Annotated in this window: 16 protein-coding genes; 8 read left to right on the top strand and 8 right to left on the bottom strand. The window is 71.3% G+C overall.

Translation table 11 applies throughout. The features are described from left to right. Window positions 1–17 precede the first annotated feature (17 nt). Window positions 18–500: a Zn-ribbon domain-containing OB-fold protein gene (locus tag K9S39_RS25455; protein ID WP_248865631.1), complete on the top strand. Its 483-nt coding sequence runs from the start codon at window positions 18–20 to the stop codon at window positions 498–500. Next, complete coding sequence (locus K9S39_RS25450; RefSeq protein WP_248865630.1) at window positions 497–1,270, top strand: enoyl-CoA hydratase/isomerase family protein; 774 nt, start codon at window positions 497–499, stop codon at window positions 1,268–1,270. Before K9S39_RS25455 ends, K9S39_RS25450 begins: the two co-directional genes overlap by 4 nt. 160 nt (window positions 1,271–1,430) lie before the next feature. Here the strand turns inward: K9S39_RS25450 and K9S39_RS25445 are convergent, their stop codons facing one another. Next, the gene (locus K9S39_RS25445; RefSeq protein WP_248865629.1) at window positions 1,431–1,976 is read right to left on the bottom strand and encodes a hypothetical protein; all 546 of its coding nucleotides are present in this window, start codon (window positions 1,974–1,976) and stop codon (window positions 1,431–1,433) included. A 235-nt stretch (window positions 1,977–2,211) separates the two neighbouring features. On the opposite strand from K9S39_RS25445, the gene K9S39_RS25440 reads away from it, so the two are divergent. Next, window positions 2,212–2,796: a hypothetical protein gene (locus K9S39_RS25440; RefSeq protein WP_406708013.1), complete on the top strand. Its 585-nt coding sequence runs from the start codon at window positions 2,212–2,214 to the stop codon at window positions 2,794–2,796. Window positions 2,797–2,847: 51 nt separating this feature from the next. Here the strand turns inward: K9S39_RS25440 and K9S39_RS25435 are convergent, their stop codons facing one another. Continuing rightward, the gene (locus K9S39_RS25435) at window positions 2,848–5,493 is read right to left on the bottom strand and encodes an outer membrane protein assembly factor BamB family protein (RefSeq protein WP_248868960.1); all 2,646 of its coding nucleotides are present in this window, start codon (window positions 5,491–5,493) and stop codon (window positions 2,848–2,850) included. Window positions 5,494–6,724: 1,231 nt separating this feature from the next. Between K9S39_RS25435 and K9S39_RS25430 the strand changes: the two genes are divergently transcribed. Continuing rightward, window positions 6,725–7,372, top strand: a complete 648-nt coding sequence (locus tag K9S39_RS25430; protein WP_248865627.1) for a TetR family transcriptional regulator — start codon at window positions 6,725–6,727, stop codon at window positions 7,370–7,372. 306 nt (window positions 7,373–7,678) lie between these two features. On the opposite strand, the gene K9S39_RS25425 is transcribed toward K9S39_RS25430, so the two are convergent. Together K9S39_RS25425 and K9S39_RS25420 are read right to left on the bottom strand one after the other, a co-directional pair. Further along, window positions 7,679–8,155: a nitroreductase family deazaflavin-dependent oxidoreductase gene (locus K9S39_RS25425; RefSeq protein WP_248865626.1), complete on the bottom strand. Its 477-nt coding sequence runs from the start codon at window positions 8,153–8,155 to the stop codon at window positions 7,679–7,681. Beyond that, window positions 8,155–9,663, bottom strand: coding sequence for an acyl-CoA dehydrogenase family protein (locus K9S39_RS25420; RefSeq protein ID WP_248865625.1), 1,509 nt, complete (start codon window positions 9,661–9,663; stop codon window positions 8,155–8,157). The genes K9S39_RS25425 and K9S39_RS25420 overlap by 1 nt, the downstream gene beginning before the upstream one ends. 178 nt (window positions 9,664–9,841) lie before the next feature. On the opposite strand from K9S39_RS25420, the gene K9S39_RS25415 reads away from it, so the two are divergent. Continuing rightward, window positions 9,842–11,080, top strand: coding sequence for a thiolase C-terminal domain-containing protein (locus tag K9S39_RS25415; RefSeq protein ID WP_248868959.1), 1,239 nt, complete (start codon window positions 9,842–9,844; stop codon window positions 11,078–11,080). Window positions 11,081–11,340: 260 nt separating this feature from the next. On the opposite strand, the gene K9S39_RS25410 is transcribed toward K9S39_RS25415, so the two are convergent. Together K9S39_RS25410 and K9S39_RS25405 are read right to left on the bottom strand one after the other, a co-directional pair. After that, window positions 11,341–11,520, bottom strand: coding sequence for a VOC family protein (locus K9S39_RS25410; RefSeq protein ID WP_248865624.1), 180 nt, complete (start codon window positions 11,518–11,520; stop codon window positions 11,341–11,343). 68 nt (window positions 11,521–11,588) lie between these two features. Then, window positions 11,589–12,188 carry a TetR/AcrR family transcriptional regulator gene (locus K9S39_RS25405; protein WP_248865623.1) on the bottom strand — a complete coding sequence of 200 codons (600 nt, stop codon included), beginning with the start codon at window positions 12,186–12,188 and terminating at the stop codon, window positions 11,589–11,591. Window positions 12,189–12,413: 225 nt separating this feature from the next. Here K9S39_RS25405 and K9S39_RS25400 point away from each other — a divergent pair, with 225 nt between their 5' ends. The 3 genes from K9S39_RS25400 to K9S39_RS25390 all read left to right on the top strand — a co-directional run bounded on the left by K9S39_RS25400 (window position 12,414) and on the right by K9S39_RS25390 (window position 15,100). Continuing rightward, complete coding sequence (locus K9S39_RS25400; protein ID WP_248865622.1) at window positions 12,414–12,653, top strand: DUF4267 domain-containing protein; 240 nt, start codon at window positions 12,414–12,416, stop codon at window positions 12,651–12,653. A gap of 134 nt (window positions 12,654–12,787) precedes the next feature. Then, a complete protein-coding gene (locus K9S39_RS25395; protein ID WP_248865621.1) occupies window positions 12,788–14,149 on the top strand; it encodes an FAD-dependent monooxygenase in 1,362 nt (453 codons plus the stop codon). Between the two features lie 156 nt (window positions 14,150–14,305). Then, on the top strand, window positions 14,306–15,100 hold the full coding sequence (locus tag K9S39_RS25390; RefSeq protein WP_248865620.1) for a pyridoxine/pyridoxamine 5'-phosphate oxidase: 795 nt from the start codon (window positions 14,306–14,308) through the stop codon (window positions 15,098–15,100). Between the two features lie 41 nt (window positions 15,101–15,141). On the opposite strand, the gene K9S39_RS25385 is transcribed toward K9S39_RS25390, so the two are convergent. Further along, window positions 15,142–15,630, bottom strand: coding sequence for a GNAT family N-acetyltransferase (locus K9S39_RS25385; protein ID WP_248865619.1), 489 nt, complete (start codon window positions 15,628–15,630; stop codon window positions 15,142–15,144). A 41-nt stretch (window positions 15,631–15,671) separates the two neighbouring features. Further along, complete coding sequence (locus K9S39_RS25380; RefSeq protein WP_248865618.1) at window positions 15,672–16,148, bottom strand: Zn-ribbon domain-containing OB-fold protein; 477 nt, start codon at window positions 16,146–16,148, stop codon at window positions 15,672–15,674. Window positions 16,149–16,248 lie beyond the last annotated feature (100 nt).

Raw genomic sequence — 16,248 nt, 5'->3', positions numbered from 1 at the left:
AAAGCTCTCGTGAGTCCATGGCTACGATCGTGGCACCCGCCACTGACAATCGGCCCGAGACCGGCGCCGAGCTGCTGGTTCCCGTCCCCGACGAGGACGGCGCGCCGTTCTGGGCCTATGCGGCGCAGGGCGAACTCCGCGTCCAGACCTGCTCCCGCTGCGACGAGCCCCGCTTCCCGCCGCGGCCCTGCTGCCCGCACTGCCAGTCCTTCGACAGCCGCTGGCAGCGGATGAGCGGCCGCGGCCGCATCTGGTCCTACGTCGTGCCGCACCCGCCGCTGCTGCCCGCGTACGCCGCCCAGGCGCCGTACAACGCGGTCGTCGTGGAGCTGGCGGAGGCCCCGCGGATACGCCTTGTCGGCAACCTCGTCGCCTCCGCCGACGCGCCTCTCCGCTCCGTCGACCCGGCACGGCTGCGGATCGGCGCCCCGGTGAAGGTCACGTTCCACACCATGCCCGGGGGCGTCACCGTTCCCCGCTGGCTCCTGGAGCGGCCGTGACGATCCGTACGGATATCCAGGACGGGGTCGCGCTGGTCACCCTCGACCGGCCCGAGCGGCACAACGCCGTCGACCTCGGCACCGCCGCCGAACTCGCCGCCGTCTGGCGCGATTTCCGCTTCGACGACGCCGTACGGGCCGCGGTGGTCACCGGCGCCGGCGGCCGGGCCTTCTGCACCGGCATCGACCGCTCCGTGGACGTCCCGCAGCCCGCCTCCCCCTACTCCCTCGACGACCCGATGATCCGCATCGGCCCGAAGGCCAACGACCTCTGGAAACCGGTCGTGGCCGCCGTGGACGGCATGGCCTGCGGCGGCGCCTTCTACCTCCTGGGCGAGGCCGAGTTCATCGTCGCCTCCGAGAACTCCACGTTCTTCGACCCGCACACCACCTACGGGATGGTCAGCGCATATGAGGCCATCTACATGGCGCAGCGGATGCCCTTGGGGGAGGTCGCCAGGATGTCCCTCATGGGGACGGCGGAGCGGCTGGGGGCACGGCGCGCGCACGAGATCGGTCTGGTCTCCGAGCTGACCGCTCCCGGTGCCGCGGCCGAGGCGGCGCTGCGCTGCGCGGCCGTGCTCGCCGCGCAGCCCACGGAGGCGGTCCAGGGCACCGTACGGGCTCTCTGGGCTACCAAAGAGGCGGCCAGGACGCAGGCGCTGGCGCACGCCCCGCAGCTGATCGCGCTGGGCAATCTGCCACCGGAGCGCCAGGCGGAGCTGTTCGCCGCCCGGAAGCGGCAGCGGGACGGGAGCCAGGACCAGTGACGGGACCCCCGGACCCGTGCCAGGACCGAAGCCAGGACCGAAGCCAGGACCAGCGCCGGGACGCCGGGCGGTCGCCCGCCCAGTAACGGATCGTGAGCGTCAACAACGGGTCTTGTGCGCCATTGACTGGTCTGGAGTTGTCAGTAGCCGGTCTTGTGTGTCAGTAACGGGTCTTGTGCGCCCGAGTGATCCGGCAGGTGTACCAGAACCGCCCGATGGAGGACTGGTTCACGGTGTACTTGGCGGTGTAGGTCTCGGTGTCGCCGGGGCGGACCACGATGGAGCGCTCATGCAGCCCGTACGCCTTGCCGTCGGCCGGCTTGGCCTTCATCCAGTTGACGGCGATGTCGTAGGAGTAGCTCTCGGACAAGGACGGGTTGGTGACCCGGACCGTGTACGTGAACTGACGCAGCGAGTTGGAGAAGTCGCAGCTGCTGCCGCGGACGTCCGCCCGGCCGTCCGGGTTGAAGGTCTCCCGGGTCGGCGACGGCGACGGCGAGTACGTGTCCGACGGGTAGCCCGTCGGATCGTCCAGGCCGTAGGTGTTCCTGGGGCTCGGCGGCGCCACCGGGGGCTTGGTGCTGGGCAGCAGACATCCGCTGAGCGTGGTGGCCAGGACCACCACCGCCCCGGCTGCAAGGATCGCCCGGGTGCCCTTACGGGTCTTGATGCGGGTGTCGCTGCCGGTGCGCGTGCGCTGCTTCATTCGTCTGCCCATCCCCCGTGGAAGTGCCTCTGCCACGCCATTGACGCGTGCACGGCACCCTAGCAAGCGGGGGTGACAACCCGTGCAGCCCCCGGATACACAGGGCGAGAAGCCCCGTTTACGGGGCTGTTGTCCGGCACAGAGCTCTTGTCTGGCGAGGGTCGGCGGTCAGGCGTAGCGTCGAACAGGAGGACGGCAGACGACTCGAAGCGAGGCGACTCCTGTGGTGCGCAACGTGATCGGATCCCTGATCGCCCTCGTGGGCGCGGCGGCCGCCGTCTGGAGCCCCTTCCGTCCCTGGTACGACGGCCGCCACGGGCGTGATGTCCGGATCGAGGACCTCTTCGGCACCATCACCGACAACAAGGCCATGCTCTTCGGCTCCCTCTTCCTCCCCATGGCCTTCGCCGCCCTGGTGGCCCTGATCGGTGTCGCGCTGCGCTCGCGGCTGCTGGTCTCCCTCGCGGGCCTGGTGGTGCTCGGCTTCACCGTCTTGTGGATGGTCCGCCAGGGGCAGGAGGCGGGCGAGCTCACCGCCGGCGACCGAGGTCTGGGGGTGGGCGCCGCGAGCGCGCTGGGCGGCGGGGCGCTGCTGGTGTTCGGCGCCTTGATCATGTCGGGACGGGGCCACCTCGCGCGCCATCGCCGCGACAGCCGGGTGTACGACGACGGGTACAGGCACTACAGGGAGGACGACGACCACGCGGCACCCGAGCATCCCCGGCCGGCCCGGCCCGAACCGTTCGACCCGGACCACCCGGTGCCCCCGGAGTGGGAGCAGCCGCCACCGCCCCAGCGCCCCCGGGACGACCAGGAGTAGCCCCGGTCCTCACGGCAGCCAAGAGCCTCACCTGTTCTACGGCCGGCGCCCCTACGACCGCCGCACCTGCCCCGTGCCCTTCGCCGCGTCCAGCGCGTACACACAGCGGTCCTTGCTGCACGCGTAGACCACACCGCCGACCACCACCGGCGACCCGGTGATCTCGCCACCGGTCGCCAGCTTCCAGCGCAGTTGCCCGCCCGTCGCGTCCAGTGTGTAGAGGCAGTGGTCGGCGGAGCCGAAGTGCACCCGGCCCTCCGCGACGACGGGTGCCCCCACGACCTCGGCACCGGCCTGGAACCGCCAGCGCGGTGTGCCGGTCACCGCGTCCAGCGTGTAGAGCGCCTTGCCGCTGCCCAGATGGACCGCGCCATGCGTGACCAGCACCGGCTCGGTGGACTGCCGCGCCTCGGTGGCGATCCGCCAGCGGTCGCGGCCGTCCGCCGCGTCCAGCGCGTAGACCGTGCCGAGGTGGTCCGCCAGATAGACCCCGCCGCCGGTGACGGCCGGGCCGGGGGCGAACGCCGGCGGGCTGAGGAACAGCGCGGGCGCCTCGAAGTGCCAGCGCACATCGCCGCGCGCCATGTCGATCGCCATCACCCGGGTGCCGGCCACGACATAGACCACGCCGTCCGGCGCCGGGAGCAGCCGCATCGGCACTCCGCCGCAGGACGCCGTGTCGCCCACCGGGTACGACCAGCGCTCGGCGCCGGTCCGCGCCTCCAGCGCCTTCAGCCGTGCGTCGTCCCAGACGAACACCGTGCCGTCGTGCACCACGGGACCGGCCTCGGCCGTCTCGAAGTCGGTCTGGACATGATCGATGTGCCACAGCAGCTCGCCGTTGGCGGCCTCCCACGCCTGGACGCCACCGCCGCGCGTGCTGGTGACGACGGTGCCGCGATCGACCGTCAGGGCGTAGACCCAGCCCTCGGTGTTCAGCCGCCAGCGCTCGGTGCCGTCCACCGCGTCCAGGGCGTACAGGCTCGGGCCGTCCGAGGCATGGATCCGCCCGTCCGCGACGGCCATCGCCCAGGCGACGTCGCGGGTCTTGAACCTGCGCCGCCCGCTGGCCACGTCGAGGGCGTGCACCTCGAAGGAGGTGACGTAGAGCAGATCGCCGGCGACGGCGGGGGTGCCCCACACATCGTTCGACATCCGGAACCGCCAGGGGCGCCAGCGGCCCGGCTCGGCGGCGGGCGCCTCGGGCGGCGCGTCGGGCCGCGAGGGGCCGTCGCCCCCCGGGGCGCCGTTGGCGGGGCCGCCCTGGTGCGGCACACCGGCCGCGGCGCCGCCTCCGGGCGGCCGTACCCAGTTCGTCGCGGCACCCGCCTGTCCGCGCGGCGGAGCGTCCGCGGCGCGCGGGCCGGGCCCTATCGGGGCGGGCGAACCGGCCAGCCGCACGGGGCCGCCGGGGCCCTCCACGGGCGCCGACGGCGGCGCGGAGGCCAGCGCGGCGGCCGGGGACGGCGAAGCGGCGGGCGGGGAAGCGGAGACCGGGGCCACCCGAGCGGTGCTCGCGTCCGGGCCGAGCGACACCGCCTGCGGCATCGGTCCCGGGTTCGCGCCCCGGGGATCGCCGCCGCGGTGCGCACCGGGGCCTGCACCGACCTGGCCCGGCCAACCGGCCCGGGCGGGCTCGGCGGCACCCACGGGTGCGCTCTCCGGCTGCGGAGGCTGCTGCGCCGACTGGAGGGGCTGCTGTGCCGGCTGCGGGGGCGCGGGCGGGGCCGCCGGCTCGGCCCGCGCCGCACGGCCGGCGCTGCGGCCGGAGCCGCCGCGCTGGGCGCTCTTCGGGACGGAGGCCCGGCCGCCGCGCCGGCCCTCGATCAGCGCCACCGCACCGGGCGGCAGCCAGGCCGACGCCGTACCGCTGTCATCGCTGCCGGAGCCGAAGAGATGCGGGGCGAGCTGGGACTGCAGATCGGCGGGGGACGGCCGGTGGGCCGCCTCCATCTGCATACAGGACTCCATCAGGGGGCGCAGTTCGTCCGGCAGCCCCGACAGATCCGGGCCCTCGCGCAGCAGCATGAAGACCGTCTCGACGGGGTTGGCACCGTGGAAGGGCGCATGCCCGGTGGCGGCGAAGACCAGCGTCGAGCCGAGCGAGAAGACATCGCTGGCGCCGGTCACACTGCGTGAGTCGCGGGCCTGCTCGGGCGACATATAGGCCGGCGTGCCCACCGCCACATTGGTCATGGTCAGCCGGGTGTTGGACACCCCGGAGGCGATACCGAAGTCGATGACCCGGGGGCCGTCCTCGACGACCAGGACGTTCGACGGCTTGAGGTCGCGGTGGACCAGGCCCGCGCCGTGGATGGACTGCAGCGCCTCGGCGATCCCGGCCGCCAGCCACCGCACGGCCTGGGCCGGCAGCGGCCCGCACTCATTGACTATTTCCTCAAGGGAGGGCGCGGGCACATAGGCCGTCGCGAGCCACGGCACCGCCGCCCGCGGATCGGCGTCCACCACCGCGGCGGTGTAGAAACCGCTGACCGCGCGCGCCGCCTCGACCTCGCGGGTGAAACGGACCCGGAACAGCTGGTCCTCGGCGAGCTCCGTACGCACCGTCTTGATGGCCACCCGCCGACCGGACGCCGAGCGCGCCAGATAGACCAGTCCCATGCCGCCGGCCCCGAGACGGCCGAGCACCTCGAACGGGCCGATCCGCCGGGGATCGTGCTGCGTCAGCTGCGTCAGCTGCTCCACCACTTGCCTGCCACCTCCCCGTGGGGCGAAAAAGAGACTCTCAATAGCCACGAGCCGCCGAGAGCCACTGCCCCGTGCAGCGTCCCCCCGCCTGCGGCGAGGACTGTCGAAACGGCCGTACGCGTGCTGATTGTTCCTGGCCGGGCCGACGGTTGCGAACCCGGGGCCTGCCCGTCGTGTCACGGATCACGCCGCGCGGTACGCACAGATGCCGTTACCTGGCGTAATGCACCCCCGTCTGACGTGCTCCGATGCGCCGTCTGACGGACCGTCGACGCGGGGTTACCGACCAGTTGCGGATCGTTGGCGGGCACACGGTATCGCCGGTATCGGACGCGGTGGATCAGCGGGACGCGTCCCGGATGGCGGACGCACCGGATGCGGTGGCCCGACGACAGCACGCGTGTTACGTGGCCGCGGCACCGGATGCGGCCCGTCGACAGCACGCGTCGCAGGTAGCGGACGCACCGGACGTGATCGGACGACAGCACGCGCCTCTCGTGACGGACGCACCGGACGCTCCGTATGGCGGAGCCGGCCGCGGACGATACCGGTACAGGGCGCGTCATCTCCCGGGGCCCCCTCCTACCGCCCCGCATCGCTAACCGCACGCCGCCGCACGGCGCAACCACCGCCAGGCCGTCATGCGTCCATCCCCTGCCCCTACCGGTCATCCCATCCCCCGTTGTCGGCCCTCGCCCCGCGCCTGCGCGCACCGGCGTCCGCACTCGTACGCTCGCCCCAATTCTGCGGTGCAGAGGGCGATTTCGGTGTACGTACACCACGCGTGGCGCCGGCAATGTCGATCTCCTTGTCGGTGAAGACCACGAACGGACCGCCGGGGTTCCGTTTCGCTTCGCCGATGACACCGGGCGGTGGGCCGACGACACCGACGGCGGCGTGCGCACATCCCGGACCGGTGCCAGGCGGGCGCCGCCCGCGGCCCGGCTGGGCGCACCGACAGGGGCCGGGCATGGGCCGGGCAAGGGCCGGACGGGTACCGGCAGGGGGACACTGTCCGCCGCGCGCTTATCCACCAAAGTTGTCCACAGCCTGTTGATAAGACCATTCACTGGATCGGAGCAAACGGCGCCTCACGAATCCGGAGCCGGACGCGAGGCCGCTACCCGGGCGATATCCGGGACCGCGCCCCCCTAACTCCCGCATCCCCATTTGCAGGCAGCCAAATCGCGCTCCGATCACCCCTCGGTAAGCTGACGGCATGACAGGACAAGTGCGAACCGTCGACGGCAGAGTTGCCGGCCGCCGCGGACAGGCGACGCGGCAGAAGCTGCTCGACTGCCTCAGCGAAATGCTCAGTTCGTCCCCTTACCGGGACGTAAAAGTCATCGATGTGGCCCGAAAAGCGGGGACTTCACCCGCCACGTTCTATCAGTACTTCCCGGACGTGGAGGGCGCCGTCCTCGAAATCGCCGAGGAGATGGCCAAAGAAGGCGCAAATCTGACCGATCTCGTGGCCGGACGCTCCTGGGTGGGCAAGTCCGGCTGGCAGGCGGCAGAGGAGCTCGTCGACGGCTTTCTCTCCTTCTGGCGCAAGAACGACGCGATTCTGCGCGTCGTCGATCTGGGCGCCGCCGAGGGCGACAAGCGGTTCTACAAGATCCGCATGAAGATCCTCAACGCGGTCACCAACTCCCTTACAGAAAGCATCCAGGACCTCCAGAGCAGGAACAAGGTCGACAAGGACGTGAACGCGGCCGCCATGGCCGGCTCGATCGTCGCGATGCTGGCGGCCGTCGCCGGGCACCAGAAGGGCTTCCAGAGCTGGGGCGTCAAACAGGCCGAGCTCAAGCCGAATCTGGCGCTGCTGGTGCACCTCGGCGTCACCGGCAAAAAGCCGACGAAGTAGCGGCGCGAGCGGTGAACCAGTGCCGCCGAACCGCCGTCAGGGACGCCGCGTTCGTGCGCGCCGCGCCCCGAACCACCGGTGCTTCCGGGACAGTTCGCGATCCGTCCTGTATCCGTCCTGCCATAACTGCACAGCTGCACACACAGCGGGTGCCGTCCGGCCCCTAGGAGGTCGAACGGCACCCGATGTGCATGCTCGGCCCACCCACACCTCAGCCCGCGCACCCGATGTGCATGCTCGGCCCACGCACACGGGCCGAATGTCCGCGGCGGGCACAGACGCCGGCGCCAACCGTGCGCCGTGCCGCTACGGCATCCGCCGCACCAGACGGAACAGCCGGATCTCCCGCTCCACCCGCGCCTGATACGCGGCATACGGCGGCCAGAACTCCAGGGCCGCCCGCCATGCCCGCTCCCGTTCCGCGCCGGTGAGCAGCCGGGCCCGTACGGGAATGTCCTGGCCCCGCCAACTGACCTCCGCCTCTGGGTGCTTGAGCAGGTTGCCGGTCCAGGACGGATGCCCCGGCCGGCCGAAATTGCTGCCGACCAGCAACCAGCTGCCGTCACCCTCCGGTATGCACGCCAGGGGCGTACGCCGCGGCCGGCCGCTCTTCGCACCGGTCGCCGTAAGGATCAGACCGGGCAGCATCCGAGCGCTGAGCAGCACCCTTCCCCGGGTCAGCCGATGTACGGCGCGGTCCAAGGAAGGGATGAAATGCGGTGCGATCCGTGCGAACGTACGGGTCGAGGAGATCTTCTGCACCCACCGCTCACCAGTTGGCATCAGGCACCGGCCGCCTCTCTCGTCCCGACATCGAACAGTCCGGCTTCCTCCGCGGCTCGCGCCCGCAGCCGGTGCACGGGGCCCAGCAGCAGTTCGTCGCAGGCCGCGCGCTTGAAATAGAGATGCGCTTCGTGCTCCCAGGTGAAGCCGATACCACCATGCAGCTGCACCGCCTCGGCCGCTACCGCGCGCTGCGTCTCCAGCGCCTGCGCGAGCGCAAGCGCGGCGACGCCCGGCTCGGCCCCGCGCCGCGGCCCGGCCCCACCACCGCCCGCCGACCAGGCCGCGTAGTACGCCGCCGAGCGGGCCGCCTGCACCGCCACATACAGGTCGGCGAGCCGGTGCTGCACCGCCTGAAAGGAGCCGATCGGGCGGCCGAACTGCTCACGCACCCGGACGTATTCGACGGTCCGGGCCAGCGCCGCATCAGCCGCGCCGACCGCCTCCGCGGCCAGTGCCGCGGCCGCCGTGACCCCGATCGCGGCGAGCGCGGCCGCCACGGCCCCCTCGCCACGGTCCACGTCACCGCTGCCGGTGCCTGCGCCGTCCGCGTAGCCGAGCAACTCGGCTGGCACATTGCGCAGTTCGATGCGCGCCTGCGGCCGGGTCTCGTCCATCACGGTCTGCCGGGTACGGAGGAGACCGGGGGTGTCGGGCTCCATGTCCGGCCCCGTGTCGGGCTCCGTGTCCGGCCCCGTGTCGGGCTCCGTGTCCGGTCTCGTGTCGGGCTTCATGCTCGGCCTCGTGTCGGGCTTCATGCTCGGCCTCGTGTCGGGCTTAGCGTTGGGCCTCGCGTCAGGCATCGTGCTGCCCCCTGACCTGCCCCGCACTCCGCCTCCTCCGTCCCGTGGGCCACCCCCTACGCCGACGTGCGTACACAGGCGCCCATCGCGCCCCTCCTCCCCCCGTACGACGAAGAGCAACGTGCGACTGCGGGCGAACCCGCCGGTATGCGCAGCCACCAGCAGTACCCCGGCGGTGTGCCCGTCCAGGACCTGCCCGGCCTCCCCGTAAAGCCGCCACCTTCCGTCGTGCGGACGCGCCTGGATCCCGCCCGACCGGCCGCCGCCCGCCCAGTCGCCGTCATTCGGCCCGGTCAGCGCCAGAGCGGTGGCCAGCTGCCCGCCCGGTACGGCGAGCGTTCCGGTGAGTTTTCCCGCGGCGATGGCCGGCAGCAGCTCGGCGCGCTGCCGCTCGCTGCCGAGCGCCAGGATGAGCGGCGCGGCGAGCGCGGCGGAGGCGATCAGCGGCGAGGGCAGCAGCGCGCGGCCGGCCTCCTCGCAGGCCAGGGCGAGCTCGGTGGGCCCGCAGCCGACCCCTCCGTACGCGGCGGGCAGCGCCAGGCCCGGCAACCCGAGCTGCTGGGCGAGCTGCCGCCACAGCGCCTCGTCATGACCCGGCGGGGTGCGCACCGCCGCCTTGACGTCGTCCGGTCCGCAGCGTTTGTGGAGCAGTTCGCGCAGCGTGCGGCGGATCTCGTGCTGCTCCTCGGTGAACGCGGCATCCATCGGCGGGCTCCTCCCGGCCGTACGTCAACACCCATCTCGTCCCGATGGGCACCAGCAGATCGAAGCGGAGAACTGACGGGCCGTCATAGTAGATACGGAGGGGTGACTTTCCCAGGGGCAGGGATGGATCACCCCCTGCCCGCCCAAGGTGAACTGATGTACCGTCAGGTTTATGTCCATGTCGTCAGGGAGCCTCCCCCGGAATCCGCAGAATCCGCGAACCACCCGGACTCTCCGAACCCCGCGGCATCCCCGGAATCGCCAGGTCGCCATCGCCGGAGTCGCCCTGTCCGACTGCGGCCGGGTGGACGAGGCCACCCCCTATGACCTGCACGCCCAGGCTGCCCGCCGGGCGCTCGCCGACTCCGGGCTGGACCGTTCGGTGATCGACGGCTTCGCCTCAGCCGGCCTCGGCACGCTCGCCCCCGTCGAGGTCGCCGAATACCTGGGCCTGCGTCCGACCTGGACCGATTCCACCTCGGTCGGTGGCGCCACCTGGGAGGTGATGGCCGCGCACGCCGCCGACGCGATCGCGGCGGGCCATGCCAATGCCGTCCTTCTCGTCTACGGATCCACTGCCCGTGCCGACATCAAGGCGCAGCGCCGCACCTCGAACCTCTCCTTCGGCGCCCGTGGACCGCTGCAGTTCGAAGCCCCCTACGGGCATACCCTGATAGCCAAATACGCCATGGCCGCGCGTCGGCATATGCACCAATACGGCACCACACTGGAGCAGTTGGCCCAGATAGCCGTCCAGGCGCGGGCGAACGCAGCGACCAACCCGGACGCCATGTACCGCGATCCGATCACCGTCGACGATGTCCTCTCCGGCCCGATGATCGCCGACCCCTTCACCAAGCTGCACTGCTGCATCCGTTCCGACGGCGGCTGCGCGGCCCTGCTCGTCGCCCAGGACTACGTACCTGACCTCGTCAAACCGCCCGTCTGGATGCTCGGCACGGGCACCGCTGCCTCGCACACCACCATGTCGGAGTGGGACGACTTCACCGTCTCACCGGCCGCGGTCTCCGGCCGTCTCGCCTTCGAACGCGCCGGGATCCGCCCGTCGGAGATCGACCTCGCCGAGCTCTATGACGCCTTCACCTATATGACGCTGGTGACGCTGGAGGACCTGGGATTCTGCGCGAAGGGCGAGGGCGGCGCGTTCGTCGAGAAGGGGCGACTGCTGCGGGACGGCGAGCTGCCGGTGAACACCGACGGCGGTGGCCTGGCCGCCTGCCACCCGGGCATGCGGGGCCTGTTTCTGCTGGTCGAGGCCGTACGCCAGCTTCGCGGCGAGGCTGGTCCCGGCCGCCAGGTCCACCGGCCCGACGGCCGCCTCCCGCAACTGGCCGTCGCCTCCGGCACGGGTGGCTGGTTTTGTTCGTCGGGGACGGTGGTGCTGGGGAGGGGGTAGGGGATTCCCCTGGGGGTCTCCTGGGTGGGGATTCTGGATGGGGGTTCCCCCTGGGTGGCGAGTCCCTGGGGCGGGGAATTCTCCGGGGGCGTTGTCCGCAGGCGCAAGGGCATCGACCGCACCTGGGGAGCACTCAGATCGATCCGATACGACCCCGGCTGCCCGCAAGAGCTCGTAGTCACGCTCGAACGCCTCGGTGTTCAAGAACCAGCCGACAGGGCCGCCCGTCTGGTCGCCGATACGAGCCTCCTGCCCACCGGTCACGGCCCGGGCCAGGAGCACCGCCGTTTCCCTCGCCCCGGGGGAGCGACGACAACCCAGCGTTTGTCCTCATCGACACGGGTGTCCTCCAGTAGATCGAAACCCGGGACGTCCACATAGAAAGCGATGGCCTCGTCGTAGTCACGCACGACCACAGTCACCATTCCGAGATAAGGCATCCGTCGATCTTGCCGGTCAGCCGCCTGGCCGGACCACCCCGACCCGGTAGACCCTGCCGGTCAGAGCACTAAGTGCCCGGCGGGGTCGCGGCGGCGAGGCGGCTGACGAGCAGGGTGATCCGCTGCTCCTGGCGGCCCTCCCTGAGCCGGCCGGCGCGGTCGAGTGTGACCAGGCCGTGCAGCGCACTCCAGCCGACCTCGGTGAATGCCTCGGGGTCGCCGTCCGGTCCGGCCAACGGGCCGAAGACCGCGAGGAGTTCGTCGAAGGCGGCCTTGAGCGGCTCGGGGGATTCAACGCTCCCGAAGTCCAGGTCGGTGGCGAGCGTGAACATCGCGTCGTAGAGAGCCGGGTTGGCACTGGCGAACTCGGCGTACGCACGGGCCACGGCGAGCAGCGCCTCGGTGTGGCCGCCGGCCGCGGCTGCCTTGCGCGCGGCGCGGGCCGCGACGGCCAGTTCGGCGAAGCCCTCCAGCGCCACGGCGTTGACGATCGCGCCCTTGCTCGCGAAGTGACTGTAGAGGACCGGCTGACTGTACTCGATCCGCTCGGCGAGGCGGCGGGTGGTGACCGCACCCCACCCCTCCGTCTCGGCGAGCTCACGCGCCGCCTTGACGATCAACTGATGCCGCTGCGCCCGCTGGCGCTCCCGACGCTGTTGGACGGCCATACCCAATTCTAGCTCTGCTAGGCAATCGAGCGGAGGCAACGCTAGCGTCGCTTTGTCATCTAGCTTTGCTAGAACTTTTAGTAATCTTCCGCCACTCCTGGGCCAAGTCGCCCGAGTTGTCGCCGGAGTTATTGCCCGAGTACGCGAGTCCTCCGAGCCCTCCGAGCCTTCCGAGCCAGTCGAGCCAGTCGAGCCAGTCGAGCCAGTCGAGCCGAGGAGCCTGCCATGCCCGGCTTCATCGGCCTGCCCCCTGGCCACCGGACAGCGCCGGGCACTGGGCACGTGATGCTCGCGTTCCCCCTCACCCCGCTCGGCGACGCGATCGTGATCCTCAGCCATAGCGGCTCGGCGACAGCGGCCTACGGCATCCACGTCGCGACGGCCGCACTCGTCGCGGCGACCGGCTTCGCCGTACTGCGCACCAACGCCCATCCCCCGGCCCTTCCTCCTATACAAGCGTCATAGACATGCGTTTATGACGCTTGCATAGTCGTCGGCGGCGCACATCAATCCAGGAGCTCCACGGCCCGAAGGGAATCCCCATGCCCGCAACCGGCTCGCATTCGCGCACCCTCTGCACCCCCCCCACACCCCGCACCGTGCTGATTTCCGGCGCCGGGATCGCCGGCCCCGCGCTCGCCCACTGGCTGCACCGCTACGGCTTCGCGGTAACCGTCGTCGAGCGCGCGCCCGAGCTGCGGACCGGCGGCTACAAGGTCGACATCCGCGGCGCGGCGATCGAGGTCGCCGAGCGGATGGGGATACTGCAGGACATTCACCGCGCCAGTACGGACATGCGGACCGGCGCGTACGTGAACGGCGACGGCACGCGGATCGCCACGCTCCCCGCCGAAATCCTCGGCGCCCGGACCGGCCGCGACGACGAGATCATGCGCGGCGAACTGGCCCGCATCCACTCCGAGCGCACCCGGGGCGACGTCGAGTACGTCTTCGGCGACTCGGTCACGTCCATCAGCCCGACCCCGACCGCCAGCTCTGCCACGACCGCCGGCCCTACCACGACCAGCAGCCCGACCGCGTCTTCCAAGCTCGACAGCGTCGAGGTCACCTTCGAACGGAGTTCCCCACGTCGCTTCGACATAGTCGTCGGCGCGGACGGCGTGCATTCGACCGTCCGGCGACTGGCCTTCGGCCCCGAGGAGCGGTTCGTACGCCACCTCGGCGGGTATATCTCGGCGTTCTCCCTGCCGAACGATCTCGACCTGGACCGCGAGGAGTTGTATCACGCACTGCCGGGCAAACTGGTCTGCGTCTACCACTCTGCCGGAGCCCCGGCGGCCAAGGGCTTGATGACTTTTCGTGCACCGCGCCTGACGTACGACCACCGGGACGCCATGCAGCAACTCTCCCTGCTAGGAGCCGCGTTCATGGGCCACGACACGGGGACGCCCCCGACCGGATGCTGGAGCGAGATCCCACGGATGCTCGAAGCAGCCCGCGAAGCGCCCGATTTCTACTTCGACGGACTGAACCTGATCGAGATGGACCGCTGGTCGAGCGGGCGGGTGGTGCTGCTCGGCGATGCCGCGCACTGCCCCTCGCCGGCTTCGGGGCAGGGTACGGGGATGGCGCTGGTCGGCGCGTACGTGCTGGCCGGGGAACTCGCGGCGGCCGGCGGTGATACGGCGAGGGCCTTCGGCCGTTACGAGGAGGAGATGCGCGGCTATGTCACCGTGAATCACCGGCTGACGGAGAAGTTCGCCAAGGAGATGACCGCGGGTTCGTGGCCGGCGATCCGGTTCCGGCATCTGATGATGCGGATCCTGCCGTATATGCCGTGGAAGAACCTGGTCGCGAAGAAGATCGCCGAGGGTGTGCAGCGCGCCGCGAACGCGATCGCGCTCAAGGTCTATCCGGTGCCGACGGCACCCCCGACCGTCGCGCCGGCCCCGCCCCTCGCCGCGGCCCCCTCCATCACCGCTACCCGGAGCACCACATGAGCCCCAGCCATCGCCGCAGCACCGGTCCCCATGCCACCCTCAGCCGCCGCACCAACCCGGCTGTCGCCGCGCCGACCTACCGAGCCTGCCGCCCCCGCCCTCCGTCGGCCCTGTCTGCCCCGTCGGCCCCCTCGGCCCCGCCGTACGCTGCCTGACATGACCGATCTTCCCGCGCACCAGGCCCGCCACGACGACGCCCCGGACGAGCCCCCCACCGCTCCCGCCGACCACACCGCGCCCCCCACCCCACACCACCCCGGCGGCCAGCCCTCCAGCAGCCAGCCCTCCGGCGACGACGCCCGCGCGTTCCGGGAGCTGCTGCGCGGGCTGCGGGTCTGGGAGAGCGAGCTGCCGTCGTTCGATCCGGCGAAGGCCCCGGACGAGCCGCTGCCGCTGTTCCGGCAGTGGTTGCGGGAGGCCGCCGAGGCCGGTGTCCCCGAGCCGCACACGATGATGCTGGCCACGGCGGACGCGGCCGGCGACCCGTCCGTACGGACCGTGATACTGCACGACGCGGACGAGTGCGGCTGGCACTTCGCCTCGCACCGCGGCAGCCGCAAGGGCCGGGAGCTGGCAGCCCGGCCGCGGGCTGCGCTCGGCTTCTACTGGCCGGCGGTCGGCCGCCAGGTCCGTGTCCGTGGGACGGTCACCGCGGCCGGACCCGAAGAGAGCGCCGCCGACCTGCACCGCCGCTCCACGGGCGCGCTGGCGGCGGCGCTGGTCGGGCGGCAGAGCGAGGTCCTGGGCTCCACCGAGGAGCTGGCGCGGGCGTCGGAGGCCGCGTGGGAGCGAGCCCGGCGCGAGCCGGACGCTTCCGTTCCGAGCTGGACGCTGTACGTGCTGCGCGCCGAGGAGGTCGAGTTCTTCCAGGGCGATGCGCAGCGGCGTCATGTACGCCTCAACTACCGTTGTGTGGATGGTGGTTGGGAACAGGAACTGCTCTGGCCGTAAGGCGGGACATGGATGCCGCCCCTCCCAAGAGGCAGAGGATGTCAGAGCTGTTGATACATGATGTGCAGCCCGACATAGCCCTTGGTGGGGTGCTGGAATCCCTCGGGGAGGGTCGTCATGATCTGGAAGCCGAGGGACTTCCAGAGCTCGACGGCAACGGTGTTGGTCTCGACCACGGCGTTGAACTGCATCGCCCGGTAGCCCTCCGCGCGGGCCCAGGCCAGCACATGCTCGCCCAGCGCCCGCCCGGCACCGCGTCCGCCGTGCTGCGGGTCGACCATGAAACTGGCGCTGGCGATATGCGAGGCGCCGCCCATGTGGTTGGGGTTCATCTTGGCCGAGCCGAGCATTGTCCCGGAGTCGTCCACCGCGACGACCGTACGGCCGGGCGGCTGGAGCAGCCACGACTCACGGGCCGCGGGCTCGTCCATATCACGCGGGTAGGTGTAGGTCTCGCCGGCCGCGACGATGGCGTGGAAGAACGGCCAGATGGCGGGCCAGTCGGCCGCGGTCGCTTCTCGGATCAGCACCACCACAGCATGCCGCGCGCGGATACCGCCTGCCACCCGAATTACGCGGGTCGGAAGACGGGGACTGCGACACCTCCGTCCGCAAACCCTCCGTCCGCCGCCCCGCCTTGAGTGCGGAAGTGCACCCTGAGCGGCATATCGATCCGCAGGTCGACCTCCGGGCAGTCGGTGATCTCGGTCATCATCCGCGGGCCCTCGGTGAGGTCCACCACGGCCGCGATGTACGGCACCCGGCCGCCGAAGGGCGGGAGGTCATTACGGTGCACGACGGACCAGGTGTAAAGGGCGGCGCGGCCGCAGGCCCGCTCCCACTCGACATCCTCGCTCCAGCAGTACGGGCAGAACTCCCGCGGATAGTGATGGGCCGCGCCACACCCCTCGGCCCGACAACGACGCAGCAGCAACCGCCCCTCGGCCGCCGCGTCCCAGTACGGCCGGGTGAACGCATCCACCTCCGGCAGATCGAAGCGCGCCGCACTTCCGGCCCGACCGAGCCCGATCATCTGCATTCCACGCATTCCGCACACCCTCCCGCTGCCCGCCACGACGGAGGCCGTTAACTGACGGTGCGTCAGCCTCCGAGACCGCTCCAGTCCAGCGGGCGAGGCGCGGGCACAC

This window comes from Streptomyces halobius (assembly GCF_023277745.1).
Classification (GTDB): domain Bacteria; phylum Actinomycetota; class Actinomycetes; order Streptomycetales; family Streptomycetaceae; genus Streptomyces; species Streptomyces halobius.
The sequence above is the reverse complement of the archived record's forward strand: the minus strand, read 5'-3'. Positions and strand labels throughout refer to the sequence as shown.

Excerpts from the sequence above, each read along its gene's own strand:
- K9S39_RS25455 (WP_248865631.1), top strand. The coding sequence starts at position 18 with ATGGCTACGATCGTGGCACCCGCCACTGACAATCGGCCCGAGACCGGC.
- K9S39_RS25445 (WP_248865629.1), bottom strand. The coding sequence starts at position 1,976 with ATGAAGCAGCGCACGCGCACCGGCAGCGACACCCGCATCAAGACCCGT.
- K9S39_RS25430 (WP_248865627.1), top strand. The coding sequence starts at position 6,725 with ATGACAGGACAAGTGCGAACCGTCGACGGCAGAGTTGCCGGCCGCCGC.
- K9S39_RS25425 (WP_248865626.1), bottom strand. The coding sequence starts at position 8,155 with ATGCCAACTGGTGAGCGGTGGGTGCAGAAGATCTCCTCGACCCGTACG.
- K9S39_RS25420 (WP_248865625.1), bottom strand. The coding sequence starts at position 9,663 with ATGGATGCCGCGTTCACCGAGGAGCAGCACGAGATCCGCCGCACGCTG.
- K9S39_RS25415 (WP_248868959.1), top strand. The coding sequence starts at position 9,842 with ATGTCGTCAGGGAGCCTCCCCCGGAATCCGCAGAATCCGCGAACCACC.
- K9S39_RS25410 (WP_248865624.1), bottom strand. The coding sequence starts at position 11,520 with ATGCCTTATCTCGGAATGGTGACTGTGGTCGTGCGTGACTACGACGAG.
- K9S39_RS25405 (WP_248865623.1), bottom strand. The coding sequence starts at position 12,188 with ATGGCCGTCCAACAGCGTCGGGAGCGCCAGCGGGCGCAGCGGCATCAG.
- K9S39_RS25400 (WP_248865622.1), top strand. The coding sequence starts at position 12,414 with ATGCCCGGCTTCATCGGCCTGCCCCCTGGCCACCGGACAGCGCCGGGC.
- K9S39_RS25390 (WP_248865620.1), top strand. The coding sequence starts at position 14,306 with ATGACCGATCTTCCCGCGCACCAGGCCCGCCACGACGACGCCCCGGAC.
- K9S39_RS25380 (WP_248865618.1), bottom strand. The coding sequence starts at position 16,148 with ATGCGTGGAATGCAGATGATCGGGCTCGGTCGGGCCGGAAGTGCGGCG.